Raw genomic sequence first — 19,872 nt, 5'->3', positions numbered from 1 at the left:
GACATGCGTCTAAGGTAGGTTGAAATGAAATTTCTACCCACAGCAAGGCCGAGTGCCTCCATTGATAACGGTTAGGAGACATTACCATATACGTATTAAAAGATACCGAATATTTTCTTACGGCTAATTTGTTCGGGATCTTCTTTATAAACGCTTTTTCCGTTTATTATTAGATATGGATTTTCTTTAAAATCCATAAGTATGCTAGTACCAAATTCCTTTTCAATGACATCATAACCAGCTTGTAGGTGAAATCCACGCGTTGTTGTGTTATGCGCATCAGATGCAATCATATGCGTTAAGTTATGTTCGATGAGTTGCAATGAGAATTTTTTAATTTTTTTACCGAAATCGCCAAGTAAACTGCCTGCTGTTACTTGGGTAAGTACTCCTTTGCTAACAAAGTTGTATAACTTATCAGGGTGCTCGATTAACTCTGCGTTGCGCTCTGGGTGAACGATAATTGGGATTACTCCCTTTACTCGCAATTCGTACAGCATTTGTTCTGCATAGCGCGGTACATGACTAGACGAGAATTCTATGAGTATGTATGTGTTTGTTTCGTTTAATGTGACGATTTTATTATCTTCGTAGTCTTGTAGCATTTCGCCATATAAACGAACTTCTTGACCTGGTAAAACCGTCAAATTTATATCGTTTTCTTGTAATGAATCATTTAATTGTTTTACCTGGTGAAGAATATGCATGCGCTCATTGACATATCTTCCATTTTGATGGTGGGGAGTTGCTACAATTGTATGTATTCCTTCTGCTACTGCTGCTTTAGCCATTGCTATGCTATCTGTTATAGTTTGTGCCCCGTCATCAATACCAGGTAAAATATGACAATGCAGGTCGATCACATTTCCCACCCTTTCTATACATATACGTTTAATAAGAGAGAGCCAGGTGTGCGCATTCCGCACACCTCTTCTCTTTAATTTGTGCCGTAATAATATAAGCTTTGCTCACGTTCACGGTCGTTCAGAACAACACCTAATAATTTACCTTTTGCTGCTTCTAGTAACCTTTTTGCTTTTAATGCTGCTTCTTTTTCCGTGTACGCGCTGCGTACAACAAGCAGAGAAGCGTCACACTGATTTGCCATGATTTGTGCATCTGATACTGGCAAAACCGGCGGTAAGTCAAAGATGACTAAATCATACATGTTGTAAGCTTGTCCGAGAAATTCTTTCATGGCCTTAGAACCAAGCAACTCTGCTGGGTTTGGCGGAATCGGTCCGCACGGAAGAAAATATAGATTTTTGGCATTCGTTGTTTGCACACATTTTTCAAATCTTTCACCATGTGTCAAAATGTTTGTTAAACCAAAAATATTATCGACTTGGAACATTTGGTGCAGAGCTGGTTTCCGTAAGTCCGCATCAACAAGTAGTACTCTCTTTCCTTGCTGGGCATATACAACAGCGAGGTTCCCTATTGTTGTTGTTTTTCCTTCGCTTTGGTTTGGAGATGTTACTATTAAAGAATGAATATTCGTATCTATCGCCGCAAATTCAATATTTGTACGAATGTTACGAAATTGTTCTGCTACCGGAGACTTCGGCTGGTTATGTGCGATTAATTGACGACGTTGACGATGATTGTTATTTTTCTTGAATAGACCTTTAAGAGCCAATTGTATGCCCCCCTACTCTCTTTGCTGATGATGCATGTGTTTTGGACCCTTTTTCTTCTTCATCCATACGCGCTACAACCCCTAATACAGGTAAGCCAAGTAACGCTTCGATATCTTCTTCTTTTTTCACTGTGTTGTCTAAGTATTCTAGTAAGAATGCAAGACCGATAGAAGCCATGAGTCCAACAACAAATGCAATTGCAATGTTTAACGACGGACGCGGTTTAATTGGTGATTGATGTTCGGCTAATTCTGCTTTTGAAAGAACGGTTACGTTATCTACGTTCATAATCTTCGCAACTTCATCTTTAAACATTTCTGCTGTTGTGTTTGCAATATCACGCGCTAACTTTGGATCTTTATCTTTGACAGTTACCGAGATAACTTGAGAATCCTTCTCATTCATAACATCGATCTTCTGCGTTAAAGCTTGTGTTGTCATGTCTAAATTTAGTTTTTCTTTTACTTGATCCAAAACAACTGGGCTTTTAATAATTACTTTATATGTATTTGTTAATTGAATATTGGTTTGAACTTCATTATATTGAACTGTTGCTCCTTCTTGTTTCTTTTGGTTAACAAGAATTTGCGTAGAAGTTTGATAGATTGGCGTCATAAAGAAAAAACTTACAACTGCACTAATAATAGCGGCGCCCAATGTAATTGAAAGGATCATTGCTAGACGTTTTCGTAACATGTGAAATAACTCTTTTAAACTAATCGTTTCCTCCATAACTTCCTCCAACTTTCATTTTTTTACATGAAAAATAAATTATAGCATAATAATACACCCATTTTAATACAAAAATGTTAATTTTTTGTATCATTTCGATATAGAAATGTTAATTTTTTGTGTCATTGTAATAGGACCAGCACATATAATCTTACATAAAATTATAAGATTTTACAACATTCGCCATGAAATTTCCACAAAACCCTTTTTTTTCATAAAAAACTATTTATCCGTTTATTACTTTTTGTCATTCAAAACAACTCCTAACAATTTACCAGAAGCGTTGTCTTATTACTTATTTCCAACAAAATAAACTTATTCTTCCTTTTATATAGGGATATCGTTCTTTACGATAAATAAGATATACAAATCATACATAAAACACATTTATTTGACAATATGTTTATTCTGTATTTTCAATCTATTCTTTGTGTTGTTAAGAAAGCGGATTAATATGTTATGCGTAGCGGGTTTTATTACATACACTATCCTTACTCAAAAATATACATATAGTGAAATTTCTTCATAAAAAAGAACACTCTGCCGAGTGTCCTTTTTAAATTATTCCTTTTTATCTCCAAGCGCAAATGTAATTTCCGCTTCACAAGCAACTTCACCGTTTACTGTTGCGACTGCTTTTCCTTTACCAATCGGACCACGTACGCGCGTCATTTCTACTTCTAAACGAAGTTGATCGCCCGGACGTACTTGTCTTTTGAAACGGCAGTTGTCAATGCCCGCAAAGAAAGCAAGGCGACCGCGGTTTTCTTCTTTCTTTAAAACGGCAATTGCTCCGACTTGTGCAAGTGCCTCAACGATTAATACTCCAGGCATTACCGCGTAGTCAGGGAAATGGCCGTTAAAGTATTCTTCATTTGCCGATACGTTTTTAATACCAACCGCACGTTTTCCTTCTTCTACTTCAAGAACTTGATCAACAAGTAGAAATGGATAGCGATGCGGGATAATTTCTTTAATTTGCTCTATGTTCAACATTATATATCGCTCCTTTTTTAGAAATTAGTCTTAGTACTTGGTCATATATTATTATCTCACTTCATTCATTATTTGTCATTATTAAAAAACGAAGCAGTCTTTCCTGCTTCGTATCGCTTTAAAAAAATGCATGCACTCTTTCTTCCCTACAAGTTGTGGTATAACAGCAATAAATACAGTTGACACGGAGGTGGAAAAGAGTGCATGCCCAAGTTAGGGGAAGGCAATATGCCGGGAGGCATATTGCCTCATGTGTCGTATTCGGCTTCATTATATTATAACCATTTCTAATATGAAAAATGGCAAATTTGCTAAAATATATAAGTAAAGGTTTATTTTTCTCCATTTTCCTTTATATTTCTACATTTTTCGCAAAAACTATATATTTTTAAAAATAAATATTAAGAAAGAACGTTAGGCAATATACCTAACGTTCTTTCTTACTTATAGTAAAGCGCGGCGTGGTAATTTGTCGATGTTCTCAAGCATGATACCTGTTCCAACTGCTACACAGTGCATTGGATTTTCCGCGATCAATACAGGTACTTTTAATTCTTCTGCAAGAAGCATGTCAATGCCGTGCAGTAGTGCTCCGCCGCCCGTTAAAATAACGCCGCGGTCGATGATATCAGCAGATAATTCAGGCGGTGTACGTTCTAATACACCTTTTGCAGCTTGTACAATAACAGCTGCGTTTTCTTTCAATGCCTCTGTGATTTCTTCAGAGCATACTGTAATTGTGCGAGGTAGACCTGTTACCATGTCACGGCCGCGAATTTCAAGTTCTTCACTGCGTGCACCTGGGAACACTGTACCTACTTTAATTTTAATATCTTCTGATGTACGTTCTCCAATTAATAGCTTATACTTACGTTTAATATGGTTTAAGATCTCCATATCAAATTTATCGCCCGCCATTTTAATGGAAGAGGAGGTAACGATATCGCCCATAGAAAGTACCGCAATATCCGTTGTACCTCCGCCAATATCTACAACCATATTTCCGCTTGGTTGGAAGATTTCCATACCAGCACCAACAGCAGCTACTTTTGGTTCTTCTTCTAAGTATACTTTCTTACCGCCAGATCTCTCAGCAGCTTCACGAATCGCTTTTTGTTCTACAGATGTGATGTTTGTTGGACAGCAAATTAAAATGCGAGGTTTTGATAAGAAGCCTTTTACGTCTAGTTTGTTGATGAAATGTTTTAACATCGCTTCTGTAATTTCGAAATCAGCAATTACACCATCTTTTAGCGGACGAATCGCTACAATGTTTCCAGGTGTACGCCCTACCATGCGTCTTGCTTCTTCACCTACCGCTAATACTTTTCCCGTATTGCGGTCAATTGCCACAACAGACGGTTCATTTAATACAATTCCTTTACCTTTTACATGAATCAATACGTTGGCTGTGCCAAGGTCAATTCCGATATCTCTCGCAAACATTCCTGTGTTTTCCTCCTCAATGTATCAATCAGGTTAAAACCGAATTCTTTTACACCTAATTTCTAATTTTAGCATACTCTTTGTAGAAACGTAATATTGAAGAAATGAATTCTACTGAAAAAATTTTACCTTTTATTAGGAATGTTTGCCCGATTTCAGATTATTGACGCACGATTTTTTCTGTATCCTCTTTTTGGTACTTTTGTTTCGTTGCTTCGCCGCCGCGGAGGTGACGAATTGACTTATGATAATCAAGAATTTCCTTCACTTCATTTGCGAGCTCTGGATTAATTTCTGGTAAGCGTTCTGTTAAGTCCTTATGCACAGTACTTTTTGATACACCAAATTCCTTTGCAATCACACGAACTGTTTTTCTTGTCTCCACGATATACTTGCCAATCTTGATTGTTCTCTCTTTGATGTAATCGTGCACACCACTCGCCTCCCTAAATTGGATGTGAGAAGGGTGAAATGAGACTCGCTGCATATGACTAGGCTGTACGTTCGAATGCTGTTTGTAAGCGTTATACTTCCTGGGATTTATAATAAAATGATCCACGATTTCTCACCTCAAACACTCTCTTTGCTTTGGTTTATACCATTCTATTGCCCGCATTGTATTTATATGCTACAAGTTCTGTATTTTTGCGGACTACAGTGACAAAAATTACATTTTTTCATGAGAAATCCGTGAAAAATGAAAGTTTCCCTTCTTATATACGCCCTTTAAGAGGCAAAAAAAATGACGCCTTATGAAAGCGTCATTCTTCTCGATCTATTTTTTCTTCCCAAAGGGTTTGACGGGGGAATTCCTTTTTGCTTGTAATCAAATAATATAATGAAAATAAAACAAACACTAAAATAAGTGCAATTGAAACAACGAATAGCAATGACACAGTAATCCCCTCCTTTTAGTAATATATATTCGAGAATTCTGTCCAATTTCCTTGCGGTTACAGGTTTTTTAGACATATTAATTATTTTTATATGAAAATAAAACCATCAATCCTCGTATAGAGGGCTGATGGTTTCGTATATTACTCTGTTTGTTCAGCAGAAGAGCTATCATCTTGACCTGCTGAGCTATTTGTAGATTTCTCTTCTTTTTTCTTGTCATCAGTTGAGCTGTTTGTTGATTTTTCTTCTTTTTGCTTCTCATCATTTGTGCCACTTGTTGATTTCTCTTCTTTTTTCTTTTCATCAGCTGGGCTGTTTGTTGATTTTTCTTCTTTTTGTTTCTCGTCAGCTGCGCCGTTTGTTGATTTTTCCTCTTTTTGCTTTTCTTGCTTTTCAACTTTAATATCTGCAACAGACTTGTCGAAGTAAAGCTCTGGGTTTACTGCAGCGTTATCTTTACGAACTTCGAAATGAACGTGATAACCTGCTTCTTTGTTCATTTCACTTAGTCCTGCTTTCCCTAACATTTCACCTTGATTAATTTTCGCACCTTTTTCCACTTTTGCACTGCCTAAGCTTTGATAAAACGTTGTAACACCATTGCCATTGTCAACTGTTACAACATAGCCAAGAAGTGGATCTTTTTCCGCTTTTGTAACCGTACCGCTTAATGCCGCTGTGACATCAAACTCTTTTCCATTTTTTGCCGAGATATCAATTCCTGTATTCGCAGAGTATGTGTTGTTATAAAAGACAAGTGCTTGTTCTTGCTCCTCGGCTGCTGCTTTATCTTCGTAAAACTTCTTCTTTACAACAACTTCTGCTGCATTTGCAGTTGGCATCTTCACGACTTCTGAAGATTTTGTGACTGGCATTGTAGGAATTTCACTTACGCTTTGCGGCGTTGCTTCATTTTTCTCAGGCGTCTTTTTCGTATTCGCTGCCTGATACCATAATGCAACTGTTAAAATCACCGCTGCACACACAATGTATAGTGTCGGGAATACCCAACGCTTTTGAAATAAATGCACTACTTTTCGAGAAGACCTCTTGTTTTCCCTCTCTCTCATTCTATCATCACCTCAGCAATCATTTTGAACAAGATTCATTCATCCTATACAATCTATAACTAATTACTTTTCGACAAAATTTGTAAAAATATGCATAGGAATTACAAAATTTCCGAGGAAATGATAAAAAAACTGAGCAAAAAGCCCAGTTTTTTAGTCTAATTGTTTCTTTTTATAGACAAAGAAACAAATCACAATCAGAAATGCAGCCCAAATCGCATTATTAATCAGATGCTCTTGAATGGCAGAGAAACCTTTTCCATGAATTTCCTCATTAAGGCCCTCTATAATATGATTTGTTGGAAGAAGCCTTACCGCTTTTTTACAATCTTATAAGTCACAAAATAATAGTAAATTATCATAAATGCTAAGTCTTTCATATAAACCGCTGTTATCTGGTGAATAACCCCTCCTTATCCACCTTAGGGTCTGATTGAAGAAGAGGCTTCCTGTTTCATAGACCGTTGCATAATAGGGTTTCCCACTACGTCTTACATAGTCTCCACAGGCGTAGATTATACTGTTCGGACATAACCTTGCCCTACAGTTTGTAGACTTTAGTTTGTGACAAGCAATTTTTCTAATCCCTTTTGTAAGATGTTCAAGCTCGCGTTATAGTCTCTATCCAGTACCGTTCCACACTTTGTACAAATGTGAGTACGAATAGAGAGAGACTTCTTCACACGATTCCCACAAAAAGAACAGTCTTGTGAAGTATACTTTGGTTCTACTTTGATTAGTACACCGCCATGATTTTCGCATTTGTAAGCAAGCATGTTTCGAAACATTCCCCATCCTGCATCAGAAATAGACTTCGATAATTTTCTGTTTCTAACCATGTTACGAATGTTCAAATTCTCTACAACGATAACGGAATAATCTTTCGCTAGATTGTAACTGAGTTTATGAAGAAAATCTCTGCGCTGGTTCGCTACTTTTTCATGTAGCTTACGAACACGCTCGACTTGTTTTATGAAGTTGACAGAACCTTTTTTCTTCTTAGAAAGTTTTCGTTGTGCTTTCTTTAGTTGTTTTTCTTTTTCACAGAGAAATCTAGGGTTTTCAAACTCTGAACCATTAGAAAGAACAGCATACTTATTTAATCCCACGTCAATTCCTATCGCACGATTGGTATCGATATCAGATGGTACCACTTGTCTTTCGACACAGAAAATAGCGTACCATCTTTTCCCTTTACGCTTGAGAATCAGTTGCTTGATTGTCCCTTCGAGTGGTCTGTGAAGTAGGATATCTATTTCTCCCAGCTTTGTATTGTATAATTTACTATTATCAGAAAAAGACATGGCATAGCGATGCTTTCCGTTTCGTTTGAACCCAAACTGTGGAAATGTCATACTCGTGTAGTCTTTATACTTTTTCTGTTTTGGATACTTTGCATCTTTACGAAAGAAATTATCAAACGCTTTTTTCAGACGTGCAAAAACTTCTTGTAGCGGCTGAGAAGGCATTTCTTTTAGAAAAGGATACGTATTCTTGTCCAATGTAAGTTGTCTTTGCATATCATAACGATCGTAATTTTCTTTGTTTTGTTTATATTTCCGTTCTTTGTCTAGCAAGGCAGAATTGTAGGTTTGACGACAATATTGTAACCAACGGTCTAACACTTCTTGTTGTGCTTCTGTTGGAAAGATTTCATATTTTTGATTCCACAACATTATCATCACCTCCCATTCGTTTTGTCCTTGTGTTTCGATGTATTGTTTTAGAATTTCTAATGGCGCTCCGCCTATAGTAAACAAACAATAACTTTGAGACCAAAAGTATTCTTTCTATCATTTCTATCTGATTTGAGGGAATTCCTTTTTCATTTTTCGTGAACTAGCACTCTTATAAGCGTTGATGAACTTCGATTATTCTGTATTCGGTTTCGTTGTCATGAGAACATGAACATGATCCATATCATGATTTCATTTTTTACAGAAATGTGATAGTTCGCCCCAATATTTTCAAATATAGTTTTCAATCTAGTCGAGATTGTATCACCAATTCCTTTTCTTCGATACTTCACAACCATAATAAGGCGGTATTCGAATACTGAATGATTATTTGTGTCTAATTTCACTGTTGTCACCTCTTTATTTCATTACACAACTGAACAGTAAGAAATAGAAAGAGAAAACCTTTGAATTACACCAACCACAATTCATCCCCTCCCTACTCATTAGGTTTCACCCTTCTCATTTCTTGAGGACGGGGAACTCTTTTGGAAATCCGTTAAAATTCATATAAAATGCGAGAAAAGAAAGTAAGGTGAAACTTCCATCAGTGGAGGTTTCCTTCATCCCGACTAATGTGAAGCCCCTCAACCGGACTTTTCTATTTTCAAATAGCGCATGAAAGATTGGAAAGAAATTTGTACAATAGCCTACTCTATTCCTATAATAAAAATAGGCTACCCTACATAAAGATAGCCCACTCCACTCTTTTTACTTCACCATATAACTCTTCAACTGATCACGAAGCGCTCGCTTCAAAAACTTTCCGACGGATGTTTTTGGAATTTCTTCTACAAATAAAATATCATCTGGCATCCACCATTTTGGAAATTGATTTTCTAATAGCTCGTACAGCTCTTCTTGGCTGACCACTTCTCCTTCTTTTAAAACGACACATGCAACCGGACGCTCTTGCCATTTTTCATGCGGAACAGCAACGACAGATGCCTCTAATACTTTTTCATGTGTCATTAATGCGTTTTCTAAATCAACGGAAGAAATCCATTCACCGCCGCTTTTAATTAAATCTTTTGTACGATCGGCAATTTTAACAAACCCTTCTGAATCTACTGTTACGATATCCCCTGTGTGCAGCCAGCCATCTTTCATCGATTCTTCAGTGCGTTCATCATTATAATAACTGCCAGCAATCCATGGTCCTCGGAGGCAAAGCTCTCCCATTTCTTCACCGTCCCATTTTATTTCACCATCTTGACCGATGACCTTCATTTCAAGACCTGGGAGTAAACAACCTTGGCGGGAGCGTAACTCATAATACTCTTCTTTCGGTAAATCACGTTGATACGACTTCGGACGGTTTATCAAAACTGCTGGACTCGTTTCTGTCATTCCGTAGATTTGTTTGAAAGAAATCTCATATTTTTCTTCATATGTGCGAATCATACCTTTTGGCGCTGCCGATCCGCCTGACCATATGCTGCGGACACTACTAATGTCATATGGATATTTTTCCATCTCTTGTAGTAACCCAATCCAAATTGTCGGGACGCCAGCAGTAATCGTTACTTTCTCTCGTTCAATTAACTGCGCTAAAATTTTCGGAGTAAAGTGCGGACCTGGTAAGACAAGCTTTGTACCGAACCATGTGCATGCAAAGGGAAGCCCCCACGCATTCACATGAAACATTGGAACGACTGGCATACATGTATCTCCTTCTGATATACTACCGCCGTCTGCAAGTCCAAGCGTGTAACTGTGAAGTACAATACTACGATGCGTATATACGACACCCTTTGGTTTTCCTGTCGTTGCGGAAGTATAGCACATGCCCGCAGGTGCTTTCTCATCAAGATCTGTTACAAATGGAAATGTTTCATCGCCTTCTTCGAGAAGTTTATCATAGTGGTATGCTGGTGATAGTGTTGTATGAGGTAGTGTATCGTCATCTGTCATAATGATAAATGCTTTCACATGAGGAATTTCGTGTTGAATACTTTCTAATACAGGAACCATATCTTCATCCACAAGAATAATTTTATCTTCGGCATGGTTAATAATGTAGGAAATGTGGTCTTCTGAAAGTCGTAAGTTAATCGTATGTAATACAGCTCCGATTCCTGGAATCGCAAAATATGCTTCTAAATGGCGGTGATGATTCCAAGCGATTGTTCCCACTTTATCTCCTGTCTCAACCCCCATTTTACTTAATACACTCGCAAGTCGTCTTGTCCGTCTCGCAATCTCTCCGTATGTTAATACTTGAATACGCGATGCAGTACGCGAAACAACTTCCTTTTTTGAAAAGTACTTCTCTGCCCGTTCCATCATGGCTGGAATAAGAAGTGGTACATCCATCATCATCTTACATTCCCCCTGTTATCATTGTATATCTAAAGATACAACTGTATTATAACACGACAAACCCTGGCAAAAACTAGCAACATTTCTTTCCTTTTCTACAAAAGCTGACACAGAACTTATACATCGGGGGCCGCTGTTTATCGGCGCTTTTTTCCATTTATCGGTGCTTCGACACAATTTAAAGACCGTTCGACAAATCAGACACCCTCGACTAACCCATATAAAAAAGCATAGCGCCGCTGCGCTATGCCTTCACTTCTTCGCCGTCAATTTTCCCTCATACTGATTCAGTGCTGAAATTGCTACACCTTTATAATAATGTGCGACAATATCTGTATACACCTTACCTTCCTTCGCCATTCCATTAGCGCCGTATTGGCTCATCCCAACGCCGTGACCATAGCCTTTCGTTGTCACAACAATTTGATCGCCTTGCTGCTTCCACGTAAAATCAGACGAACGTAAACCTAACTTGTCCCGTACGTCTTTTCCCGTTAATGTTTTCCCTTGAAATTCAACTTCCTTCACGCGCTTTCCTTCTGTTCGTTCTTTAATCTTGCCAACATTACCGTTTGCTAACACTTTCACGCCAAGACGCTTTTGAAAATCAGCAACAGTAAAGGTTTGTTCGCTCGTAAATGTCGGTGACTGCTGATCCCACGGACTATTTACACTTTTTAAGTATGGATAGTCGCTGCCCCAATAATCTGCGGCATTTTCTGTATAGCCATTACTTGTCGAGAAAAATGATGCTGTAATTGGACTTCCCTCATACGTTAAAACTTGCCCGGCTGTTTTCGATACCGCTTCTTCAATACGCTTCATTCGGCCTTCATACTCTTTTCCCCATTGTCCCTTTAGCTCTTCTTTACTTTTGTACACTTGATTTTCCACTGTATCTGTCACGTCTGCTTTATTCTGAAGCTTTTGCCCGCTTAACATGCGCTTCACAACGAATGTACGCGCTGTCAATGCCTGTGCTTTTAATGCTTCCATTTCAAAATTTGCTGGCATCTCTGCAGCGACAACCCCAGCAACATAATCTTCAATTGAAATAGTTTCGATCTTCTTTTGTCCGCTGCGATACACAGATACTTGCACATTGGTTTTCGTAGGAGAAGGAGCTGGCGCACTTTGCGCTGCTGGAGGAGCAGAAGGCGTATGATGCTTTTCCTCTTTCGCTTTTGTAAACGGAAAAACAAGCATGCTTGGTACGATAATCACTAACGCTACTAATAGCGTTACGATGACCATAATTGGCTTCGTAGTTTTCATTGCTTTCCTCCACTATGAAATTAGACTCATTTCATTCTTATGGAGTAAGACAAGCATTTAGAACAAGTTCTTTTCTTCTTTCTAACTGACACAAAATTAAATTTTTAGAATATTTGTGATGAAACAGGCATAAAGATTATGTTTCCTGACTATAACAATAAGAGTACATAAAAAATAGCTTCCATGCCAAAGCATAGAAGCTATCCCTATTAAGCGTGAAGATCAGATACTTGTTGTTCTGCTACTTCTTCCACTCTTTCAGTTACACGTTCAATATCTGCACCTAATGCAGCTAACTTGCCGTGGAAGTTTACATATCCGCGGTCAAGATGTTTTAATTCTGTTACGCGCGTATGACCTTCAGATACTAAACCAGCTAAGATTAATGCCGCTGCAGCACGTAAATCTGTTGCCGCTACTTCAGCGCCTTGCAGGTTACCTGGTCCATTCATAATTACAGAACGGCCTTCGATTTTAATATCTGCATTCATACGGCGGAATTCTTCCACATGCATGAAACGGTTCTCAAATACTGTTTCTGTAATCATGCTTGTGCCGTTTGCTTTTAATAATAATGCCATCATTTGTGACTGCATATCTGTCGGGAATCCTGGGTGTGGCATCGTTTTAATATCAGCCGCTTTTAACTCCTCTGGGCCAATAACGCGTACACCTTCGTTTTCCTCAATAATTGTAATGCCCATTTCTTCCATTTTCGCTGTAATAGAGCGCAAGTGTTCTGGTACAGCATTTTCAATTAACACGTTTCCGCCTGTAATTGCTGCTGCAACCATAAATGTCCCTGCTTCAACGCGGTCAGGAATAATTGAATGGTTTGCACCATATAATTTAGCGACACCTTCAATACGAATTGTGCCAGTTCCAGCACCGCGTACTTTTGCGCCCATTGCGTTTAAGAAGTTCGCTAAGTCTACGATTTCTGGTTCTTTTGCTGCGTTTTCAAGCACTGTCGTCCCCTCTGCTAATACAGCAGCAGACATAATGTTTTCTGTTGCCCCTACGCTCGGGAAATCTAAGTAAATTTTCGCACCTGTTAGTCTACCGTCTACATACGCTTCAACAAATCCGTTACCAACTTTTACTTTTGCTCCCATTGCTTCAAAGCCTTTTAAATGTTGGTCAATTGGACGTGAACCGATTGCACAACCACCAGGAAGCGCAATGCGTGCACGACCATTACGTGCTAAAAGCGGCCCCATTACAAGAACGGACGCTCGCATTTTACGTACATATTCAAATGGTGCCTCGATTTTTAGTTCTTTGGATGCATCAATTGTTACCTCATTGTTTGCAAAAGATACCTCTGCATTCAAATGACGTAATACTTCATTAATTGTGTATACATCTGAAAGTTCTGGTACTTCAGATAGTACATTCTTTCCATCACTCGCTAATAGGGCTGCAGCGATTATAGGTAATACAGCGTTTTTTGCGCCCTCTACGCGCACTGTGCCGTTCAACCGCTTTCCGCCACGGACGATGATCTTTTCCAAGTTATTCCCCTCCGTGTCCTTTTTTCACATATATTCAATACTCAGAAGTTATGATCGGTGTGCCAACCACAATTGTATTCTTGTTGTTTGTAGAACGTATTGCTATTTGCACATTGATTTTCTCTTTATTTGTTGAAAGAGCGTCATTCCATTTTTTATTATATGCGGAGACTGACACAAATGCTCTTTCTTCTACTTTTTCAATCGCTCTTGCTGAAAAATCTTTCAAAACTTCATTGGCTTTATCTTGCAAAACACCTTCAATCTTATCACTGAGCGTACCTTGAACACAAGTATAAATTTTTGGTTTTGTACTAAAAATTTTATTCGTTTTATCCGTATATTTAGGATCCCATTTTACTCCGCTCACTTCATATATAATGAAAGTGTTTTCTTTAGTATTTTCCATTGTCCACGTAACTACTAGCCTTTCTTCATAAGAAGAAAAACTTTTTTGTGCTGTTGCTTTATAACCGTCCCTAGACTTCTCAATTTCCCATTCTTCTACATTTGCACGTTGCTTAATTTGACCAAGTAACTTTTCAAACGTATGTATATTTGAAATTGTCTTTGTTTCCCGCGCTAACCAAGACCAATGCTGAACATCTGCACCATGTTTCTCTAAAGCAGCAATCATACTTTCCATTTTTTCCTGATCGCTCACAGGTTTCATTTCTCTATATCCGACTAAAAATATAACAGCACTGACAACAATCAATAGCATGGCTTGCATCTTTTTCACGTTCATCCCCTCCTAGTCCCCATTGTTGACGGAGAAGGATGGTTCTATACGTTGTACTTTTTTACTTCACAAGGTATGTTAAGCTCTTTGAATACCCTAAATAATCAAGGAAAAAGTTACTTACCGATGCGCCGATGGCAATCGTTACAAGAATCATGAACACTCTCGTCTGCAATACTTTCCCTGGTTTCATCAGGCGTTCTACGTGAAGACCCTGCAGCGTCCACCACGTGATAGTAATAAACAGTAAATGCGACACAATCGCAATGAGTGCTTGTTGCCCTAAAATTTGTGCCATAAAAAATCGACCCCTTTATCCCGCTCTAACGGGCAGTAACTCTCGTATATCTTGGTGCACAACTGCCCGTATGAGCCCGATTGGTTCAACTAACCTTTTCGGAAAAAATCGTTCCCAAAAGGTAGTTTCACTTTATCCCGCTCTAACAGGCAGTAACTTTCGTATATCTTGGTGCACAACTGCCCGTATGAACCCGATTGGTTCAATCCACTTACCACTTGTGTAGTAAACAAAAAATAACCAAAACAAAAAGTGTAGAGTACATGCTCTACACTTTTTGTTTTTACTATTGTACCACGTTCCCAACAAAGAAGAAATCCTTCATCAGCGGAAAATAATCATAAAAGAAATTGTAACCGATTGCCGGTAATATACCGAGCACGACTGTTGCAATTGCGCACAGGCTCACAACTATTTTCAAATTGACCGGAAGAACGATACGCTCTTCACTTTCTGCACGGCGGAAAAATATTTGCTGCAAGATGCGGAAATAATAGACGAACGAGATTACCGTTGTCCCCATCATAATCGATGCTAGCACGTAATGAGCTGGCTGGACGATAAAGGCTCCTAAAAAGATGTTAATCTTTCCGATAAATCCTGCTGTCCCCGGGATACCAGCAAGTGACAACATAAAAATTGTCATCATGACCGCTGCAAATGGTGATCGTTTATATAAACCCGCAAAAGCAGATATATTTTCTTGTCCCGTTTGTAAGATTACGCCGTGGATAATCGCAAATGCTCCGATATTCATCAGTACATAAGCAAGCATGTAAAACCACATGCTATCCATAAGAAATGGTGACAACGCTACGAACGGTACAAGTAAATAACCAGCATGCGCCACCCCTGAGTACGCAAGCATTCGTTTTATGCTGTATTGCTTTAAGGCGACACTATTTCCAACAATCATTGTTATACCAGCAAGAACTGCAATATAGATGCTCATATTACTTAATAGTGATGTCGTTTCATTTTGAACAGGAACTGCTGCGAAAATGACTAAGAAAATGCGAATAATCATCACAAATCCAGCAATTTTCGATACCGTTCCTAACAGCGCTGTAACAGGCGTTGCTGCTCCTTCATACACGTCAGGTGCCCACATATGAAATGGGACAGTCGCAATTTTAAAAGACAAACCGACAAAGAGCAGGATAAACGCAAGTGCCAACAAAAGTTGTATATCACCGCTCACCCCTTGCATGAATAAACGCTGCATATCCAAAATATTTGTTGAACCTGTCAGTCCGTACAAATAACTCATTCCAAACAGTGTGATTGCTGTGGAAATACCACCGTTAATCACGTACTTCATTGCCGCCTCATTCGAAGCTTTATTGTTCTTACGAATGCCGACTAAAATGTACGAGGACAATGATAATAATTCAAGACCGATGAACAATGTAATGAGATCGCTGCTAGACGCCATAAACATCGCACCAAGAAGCGCCGTTAAAAATAAGTAGTAATATTCTCCTCGATCTTCAATCGGCTGCTTGGCATCGTCGCTCATCGCAATGAATAATACAAGAATACCGCCAAGCAATAAGAGCGTTTTAAATGCTTTTGAAAATCCGTCTAATATAAATGACCCATCCAAAATCTCCCCGGCCGGTGCGCCGTACAATGTAACGAGCGCAACAAGTGCAAGTATGACCGTTCCAATTGCCCCGTATGCTAAATTCCGGCGATGAAACGTTTGTTTCGCGAATAAATCAAGAAGAGATAGAAGAATAGCGCCGCCAATAAGGATGAACTCCGGCGTCATTAAATACCATGATAAGCCTAGTAATGTTTTCATATCCATCTTCTATCTCCCCCCTAAAGATTGTAGTGTGTCACGAAGCGGTTCACCAAGTACATCTGGCACGATACCGATGATGAGAATACACGCCAGCAAAATCAAAACGGGAATATAATCCAATCCGCGCATATCGCTTTTCGCTTCGCATTCCCTTTGTCCGAATGTAACCTGCATAACTGCCCGGAGTACGTACACCGCTGTTAAAATAATACCGATTGCCGAGGCCGCCGCTAAGATTGGGTGCGCTTGAAACAAGCCAAGAAATGCGAGAAATTCACTCACAAAACCAGACATTCCAGGAAGTCCGAGCGAAGCCATACTTCCTGCTAATAAGAAACCGCTAAGGATTGGTACTTGCTTCGCTAAGCCGCCAAGCTCTGTAATCTGAGAAGTACCAAAGCGCTGCTCAATAATGCCAAGCAAGAAAAATAGAAGCGCCGCGATTAAACCGTGCGAAACAACTTGGAACAACGCTCCCTTCATCCCTGCCTCGTTCAACGCAGCTAAACCGATCAGCACAATTCCCATATGCGAAATACTTGAATATGCGAGCACTTTTCGAAAATCTGTTTGAACAAACGCTAACAATGCACCGTACAGTAAGTTGATAACCCCTAAAATCCCTAAGACAAACGCAAACTTTTCAAATTGCGATGGGAAGAGTCCTATTCCAAAGCGGACAATCCCATACGCCCCAATCTTTAAGAGAACACCGGCGTGCAGCATAACAATTGCCGGGTGCGCTTGCACATGGACGTTCACCATCCAGCGGTGAAGCGGAAAGACCGGGAGCTTAATCATAAACGCAACCATAATCGCTAGAAATAAACCAAGCTGCAAAGAATCAGACAGTTCACCAACTGTTGTCATTTCTCTTCCTGCTAAAACGGCTTGTAGCTCGGCTATATTCGTTGTACCCGCTCTCGCAAATAAAATTGAAAAGGCAATGAGTAAAATCGCAGAACCAATGCCGTTATAAATTAAATAGCTGTACGCTGCTTTTTCACTGCTAAATTTCCCCCATTTCCCAACGAGTAGAAACATAGCTGGCAATGTAATTTCAAAGAAAACGAAGAACAGCAGCAAGTTTTCAGCAGCGAAGACACCAAGCATTCCGATTTCAAGCATAAGCAGTAACATATAGAAACCTTTTACATGCTTTGTAATGGAAAACGCCGTAATAGCTGCTAACGTTGCTAACAATGCTGTCAGAAGCATCATAACGAGCGAGAAACCATCAATGCCAACTTCATAATAAATCGTAAACAATTCTTTCTCCATACCTGGAAAGTTTCCAAATTGAATCCACTTTACCTTTTCTGCAAACATCGTTAAGCTTGTTCCCGATGCATATGTAATCGCGATAAAGAGCGCGGACCCGAGGGGAAGTAATGTGCCAAGCAGACCAACAATCCTCGCCGCTCTCTCTTCTGTCTTCGGTACAAATGCCAACAGTATGATACCTAACAGCGGGGAGAAAATGAAGAAAGATAATAGAAAGGAACTCATTGTCCATACCCCCCTGTCAATAGCAGAATCACTACTAATACAGCTAAACAAATAGCTGTAACTGTGCCGTACATTTGCACTTGCCCGTTTTGCAATTTCGAGAAGGCTGCGCTCACACCTCTTACAATGCCAGCGACTAGCTTCGCAATTCCTTCGACAACATACGTTTCAAAAAAGTGCAACACATATGCAGTTCCTTTCACAAGCGGAAGCACTGTTACGCTATACAATTCGTCAATATAATATTTCTCCTTCAGCAAGCTGTACATTGCGGTCTTCTCGCCGCCAATCCAATCACGGGAAATTGTGCGTTTTCCATATATCAAATACGCTAAGACAATACCGGCTAATGAAACGAGCGTGGCCACAATCATGATCCAGGCCGGGCCATGGACTTGCTTCACCTGAAACGCTACGTCTTTTGTAAGCCAATCGCCAAGAAATGTTCCGAACCAAGGCGTATTCACATACCCCGCTACAACGGCTAAGGCGCCAAGAACCATCATCGGTACTGTCATCACGCCCGGAGATTCATGCACATTCTTCTGTTCCCCGCGCGCTTCTCCCGTAAAGACAAGGAAGTAAAGGCGGAACATATAGAAGGCCGTGAAGAAAGCTGCAATCACCGCAAGGACGAATAAACCGTAATTGCCGCGTTCCCACGTCGCCGCTAAAATTTCATCCTTACTAAAGAATCCAGAAAATAGCGGAACACCACTAATTGCAAGCGTACCAATTAAAAACAACGAGCCGGTTATTTTCATCTTCTTAAACAAGCCGCCCATTTCTTCGATGTTTTGCGTATGTACGGCATGAATGACACTTCCGGCTGCTAAGAATAATAATGCCTTAAAGAACGCGTGCGTCGTTAAATGGAAAACACCAGCCACGTACCCTGCTGAACCAAGTGCAAGCATCATATAACCAAGTTGACTTACTGTGGAGTACGCTAACACACGCTTAATGTCTGTTTGTACTAAACCAATGGATGCCGCAAAAATTGCCGTAACGCCGCCAACGACGGCAACAGTTTGCATCGCTGCTTCGCTCGCTAAGAAAAGCGGGAACATGGTAGCAACTAAATATACCCCAGCAGCAACCATCGTTGCTGCGTGGATAAGCGCTGATACTGGCGTTGGGCCCTCCATCGCATCCGGAAGCCACGTATGCAGCGGAAACTGACCGGACTTCCCAATTGCACCGACAAAGATCAAAATCGCCGTTAGTGTAATCATCGTCCCTGAAATCTCTCCAGCTTGTACGGCTTGGAAGATTGCATCGTAGTCAAAGCTGCCAACTTGCCAGAATAATAGAATCATCCCGATAAACAAGCCGACATCCCCAATACGCGTCATAATAAACGCCTTTTTTGCAGCTGCCTTTGCTTCTTCTTTAAAGAAATAGAAACCAATTAGCAAGAAGGAACCGAGTCCGACTAACTCCCAGAATATATAAAGCTGCAATAAGTTAGTTGAAATTACAAGCCCAAGCATCGCAAACGTAAATAACCCTAAGTATGCATAAAAAATATGGAACCTTTCATCGCCGTGCATATACCCTTTCGAATACATATGAACGAGCAAGCTCACAAGTGTGACAATAAAGAGCATCAATGCGTTTAACGCATTTACTTCAAAGCCGAAGGAAATATTCACATCTCCGATTTGCAGCCATGTCCATTGCTGTTTTACCGTTTCTGCCGATAGCCGTTCTATTAATACAAGTACCGCACCCGCAAATGAAAGAAAAGCTAGAAAGGTGCCAAGCCAACTACTTCTTTCTTTCAGCTTCTTGCCAAACATCACGAGTAAAACGAAAGATACAAGCGGGAAAAGCGGTATTAGCCACGCATAGTCCATCATGAGTTTCTCCCCCCTTTTCGGTC

17 protein-coding genes and 2 pseudogenes are annotated in these 19,872 nt (G+C 39.7%); all 19 read right to left on the bottom strand.

Annotated elements, in window-relative coordinates; genetic code table 11:
* Positions 1-95: 95 nt before the first annotated feature.
* The 19 genes and pseudogenes from LRP84_RS06475 to nuoL all read right to left on the bottom strand — a co-directional run bounded on the left by LRP84_RS06475 (position 96) and on the right by nuoL (position 19,849).
* The gene (locus LRP84_RS06475; RefSeq protein WP_230574319.1) at positions 96-863 is read right to left on the bottom strand and encodes a tyrosine-protein phosphatase; all 768 of its coding nucleotides are present in this window, start codon (positions 861-863) and stop codon (positions 96-98) included.
* 74 nt (positions 864-937) lie between these two features.
* The gene (locus LRP84_RS06470) at positions 938-1,639 is read right to left on the bottom strand and encodes a CpsD/CapB family tyrosine-protein kinase (RefSeq protein ID WP_230574318.1); all 702 of its coding nucleotides are present in this window, start codon (positions 1,637-1,639) and stop codon (positions 938-940) included.
* Positions 1,629-2,372 carry a YveK family protein gene (locus LRP84_RS06465; protein ID WP_230574317.1) on the bottom strand — a complete coding sequence of 248 codons (744 nt, stop codon included), beginning with the start codon at positions 2,370-2,372 and terminating at the stop codon, positions 1,629-1,631. Before LRP84_RS06465 ends, LRP84_RS06470 begins: the two co-directional genes overlap by 11 nt.
* Before the next feature lie 561 nt (positions 2,373-2,933).
* A complete protein-coding gene (fabZ, locus tag LRP84_RS06460; RefSeq protein WP_035430592.1) occupies positions 2,934-3,368 on the bottom strand; it encodes a 3-hydroxyacyl-ACP dehydratase FabZ in 435 nt (144 codons plus the stop codon).
* Between the two features lie 444 nt (positions 3,369-3,812).
* Positions 3,813-4,814 (bottom strand): rod shape-determining protein, encoded by a 1,002-nt coding sequence (locus tag LRP84_RS06455; protein ID WP_230574316.1) that lies wholly within the window; start codon positions 4,812-4,814, stop codon positions 3,813-3,815.
* 160 nt (positions 4,815-4,974) lie between these two features.
* Entirely contained in the window at positions 4,975-5,247 is a 273-nt protein-coding gene (spoIIID, locus tag LRP84_RS06450; protein WP_020061467.1) for a sporulation transcriptional regulator SpoIIID, read from the bottom strand.
* Positions 5,248-5,575: 328 nt separating this feature from the next.
* Positions 5,576-5,710, bottom strand: coding sequence for an ABC transporter ATP-binding protein (locus LRP84_RS06445; RefSeq protein ID WP_230574315.1), 135 nt, complete (start codon positions 5,708-5,710; stop codon positions 5,576-5,578).
* Positions 5,711-5,851: 141 nt separating this feature from the next.
* Complete coding sequence (gene spoIIQ, locus LRP84_RS06440; protein WP_230574314.1) at positions 5,852-6,781, bottom strand: stage II sporulation protein SpoIIQ; 930 nt, start codon at positions 6,779-6,781, stop codon at positions 5,852-5,854.
* Between the two features lie 333 nt (positions 6,782-7,114).
* Positions 7,115-7,195 (bottom strand): annotated as a pseudogene (locus LRP84_RS22655) (ABC transporter ATP-binding protein); the annotation flags it as partial.
* 143 nt (positions 7,196-7,338) lie between these two features.
* Positions 7,339-8,463, bottom strand: coding sequence for an RNA-guided endonuclease InsQ/TnpB family protein (locus LRP84_RS06435; protein WP_230574404.1), 1,125 nt, complete (start codon positions 8,461-8,463; stop codon positions 7,339-7,341).
* A 15-nt stretch (positions 8,464-8,478) separates the two neighbouring features.
* A pseudogene (gene tnpA, locus LRP84_RS06430) lies at positions 8,479-8,864 on the bottom strand (IS200/IS605 family transposase); the annotation flags it as partial.
* A gap of 364 nt (positions 8,865-9,228) precedes the next feature.
* The gene (locus tag LRP84_RS06425; RefSeq protein ID WP_230574313.1) at positions 9,229-10,839 is read right to left on the bottom strand and encodes a long-chain fatty acid--CoA ligase; all 1,611 of its coding nucleotides are present in this window, start codon (positions 10,837-10,839) and stop codon (positions 9,229-9,231) included.
* A 252-nt stretch (positions 10,840-11,091) separates the two neighbouring features.
* Positions 11,092-12,114, bottom strand: a complete 1,023-nt coding sequence (gene spoIID / locus LRP84_RS06420; RefSeq protein WP_230574312.1) for a stage II sporulation protein D — start codon at positions 12,112-12,114, stop codon at positions 11,092-11,094.
* A 209-nt stretch (positions 12,115-12,323) separates the two neighbouring features.
* Positions 12,324-13,628 (bottom strand): UDP-N-acetylglucosamine 1-carboxyvinyltransferase, encoded by a 1,305-nt coding sequence (murA, locus tag LRP84_RS06415; protein ID WP_230574311.1) that lies wholly within the window; start codon positions 13,626-13,628, stop codon positions 12,324-12,326.
* A 34-nt stretch (positions 13,629-13,662) separates the two neighbouring features.
* A complete protein-coding gene (locus LRP84_RS06410; protein ID WP_335379653.1) occupies positions 13,663-14,361 on the bottom strand; it encodes a YwmB family TATA-box binding protein in 699 nt (232 codons plus the stop codon).
* A 70-nt stretch (positions 14,362-14,431) separates the two neighbouring features.
* Positions 14,432-14,668, bottom strand: coding sequence for a DUF1146 family protein (locus LRP84_RS06405; RefSeq protein ID WP_098307162.1), 237 nt, complete (start codon positions 14,666-14,668; stop codon positions 14,432-14,434).
* A gap of 286 nt (positions 14,669-14,954) precedes the next feature.
* The gene (gene nuoN / locus LRP84_RS06400) at positions 14,955-16,475 is read right to left on the bottom strand and encodes an NADH-quinone oxidoreductase subunit NuoN (RefSeq protein WP_302850579.1); all 1,521 of its coding nucleotides are present in this window, start codon (positions 16,473-16,475) and stop codon (positions 14,955-14,957) included.
* 9 nt (positions 16,476-16,484) lie between these two features.
* A complete protein-coding gene (locus LRP84_RS06395) occupies positions 16,485-17,987 on the bottom strand; it encodes an NADH-quinone oxidoreductase subunit M (protein ID WP_230574308.1) in 1,503 nt (500 codons plus the stop codon).
* On the bottom strand, positions 17,984-19,849 hold the full coding sequence (gene nuoL / locus LRP84_RS06390) for an NADH-quinone oxidoreductase subunit L (RefSeq protein ID WP_230574307.1): 1,866 nt from the start codon (positions 19,847-19,849) through the stop codon (positions 17,984-17,986). The genes LRP84_RS06395 and nuoL overlap by 4 nt, the downstream gene beginning before the upstream one ends.
* Between the last annotated feature and the right edge of the window lie 23 nt (positions 19,850-19,872).

It is taken from the genome of Bacillus rhizoplanae, from assembly GCF_917563915.1.
Taxonomy (GTDB): domain Bacteria; phylum Bacillota; class Bacilli; order Bacillales; family Bacillaceae_G; genus Bacillus_A; species Bacillus_A rhizoplanae.
Note: the sequence above shows the minus strand (reverse complement) of the source record. Positions and strands in the feature narration are given on the sequence as shown.

Excerpts from the sequence above, each read along its gene's own strand:
- LRP84_RS06465 (WP_230574317.1), bottom strand. The coding sequence starts at position 2,372 with ATGGAGGAAACGATTAGTTTAAAAGAGTTATTTCACATGTTACGAAAA.
- fabZ (WP_035430592.1), bottom strand. The coding sequence starts at position 3,368 with ATGTTGAACATAGAGCAAATTAAAGAAATTATCCCGCATCGCTATCCA.
- LRP84_RS06455 (WP_230574316.1), bottom strand. The coding sequence starts at position 4,814 with ATGTTTGCGAGAGATATCGGAATTGACCTTGGCACAGCCAACGTATTG.
- spoIIQ (WP_230574314.1), bottom strand. The coding sequence starts at position 6,781 with ATGAGAGAGAGGGAAAACAAGAGGTCTTCTCGAAAAGTAGTGCATTTA.
- LRP84_RS06435 (WP_230574404.1), bottom strand. The coding sequence starts at position 8,463 with ATGATAATGTTGTGGAATCAAAAATATGAAATCTTTCCAACAGAAGCA.
- LRP84_RS06425 (WP_230574313.1), bottom strand. The coding sequence starts at position 10,839 with ATGATGATGGATGTACCACTTCTTATTCCAGCCATGATGGAACGGGCA.
- spoIID (WP_230574312.1), bottom strand. The coding sequence starts at position 12,114 with ATGAAAACTACGAAGCCAATTATGGTCATCGTAACGCTATTAGTAGCG.
- LRP84_RS06410 (WP_335379653.1), bottom strand. The coding sequence starts at position 14,361 with ATGCAAGCCATGCTATTGATTGTTGTCAGTGCTGTTATATTTTTAGTC.
- LRP84_RS06405 (WP_098307162.1), bottom strand. The coding sequence starts at position 14,668 with ATGGCACAAATTTTAGGGCAACAAGCACTCATTGCGATTGTGTCGCAT.
- nuoN (WP_302850579.1), bottom strand. The coding sequence starts at position 16,475 with ATGAAAACATTACTAGGCTTATCATGGTATTTAATGACGCCGGAGTTC.
- LRP84_RS06395 (WP_230574308.1), bottom strand. The coding sequence starts at position 17,987 with ATGAGTTCCTTTCTATTATCTTTCTTCATTTTCTCCCCGCTGTTAGGT.
- nuoL (WP_230574307.1), bottom strand. The coding sequence starts at position 19,849 with ATGATGGACTATGCGTGGCTAATACCGCTTTTCCCGCTTGTATCTTTC.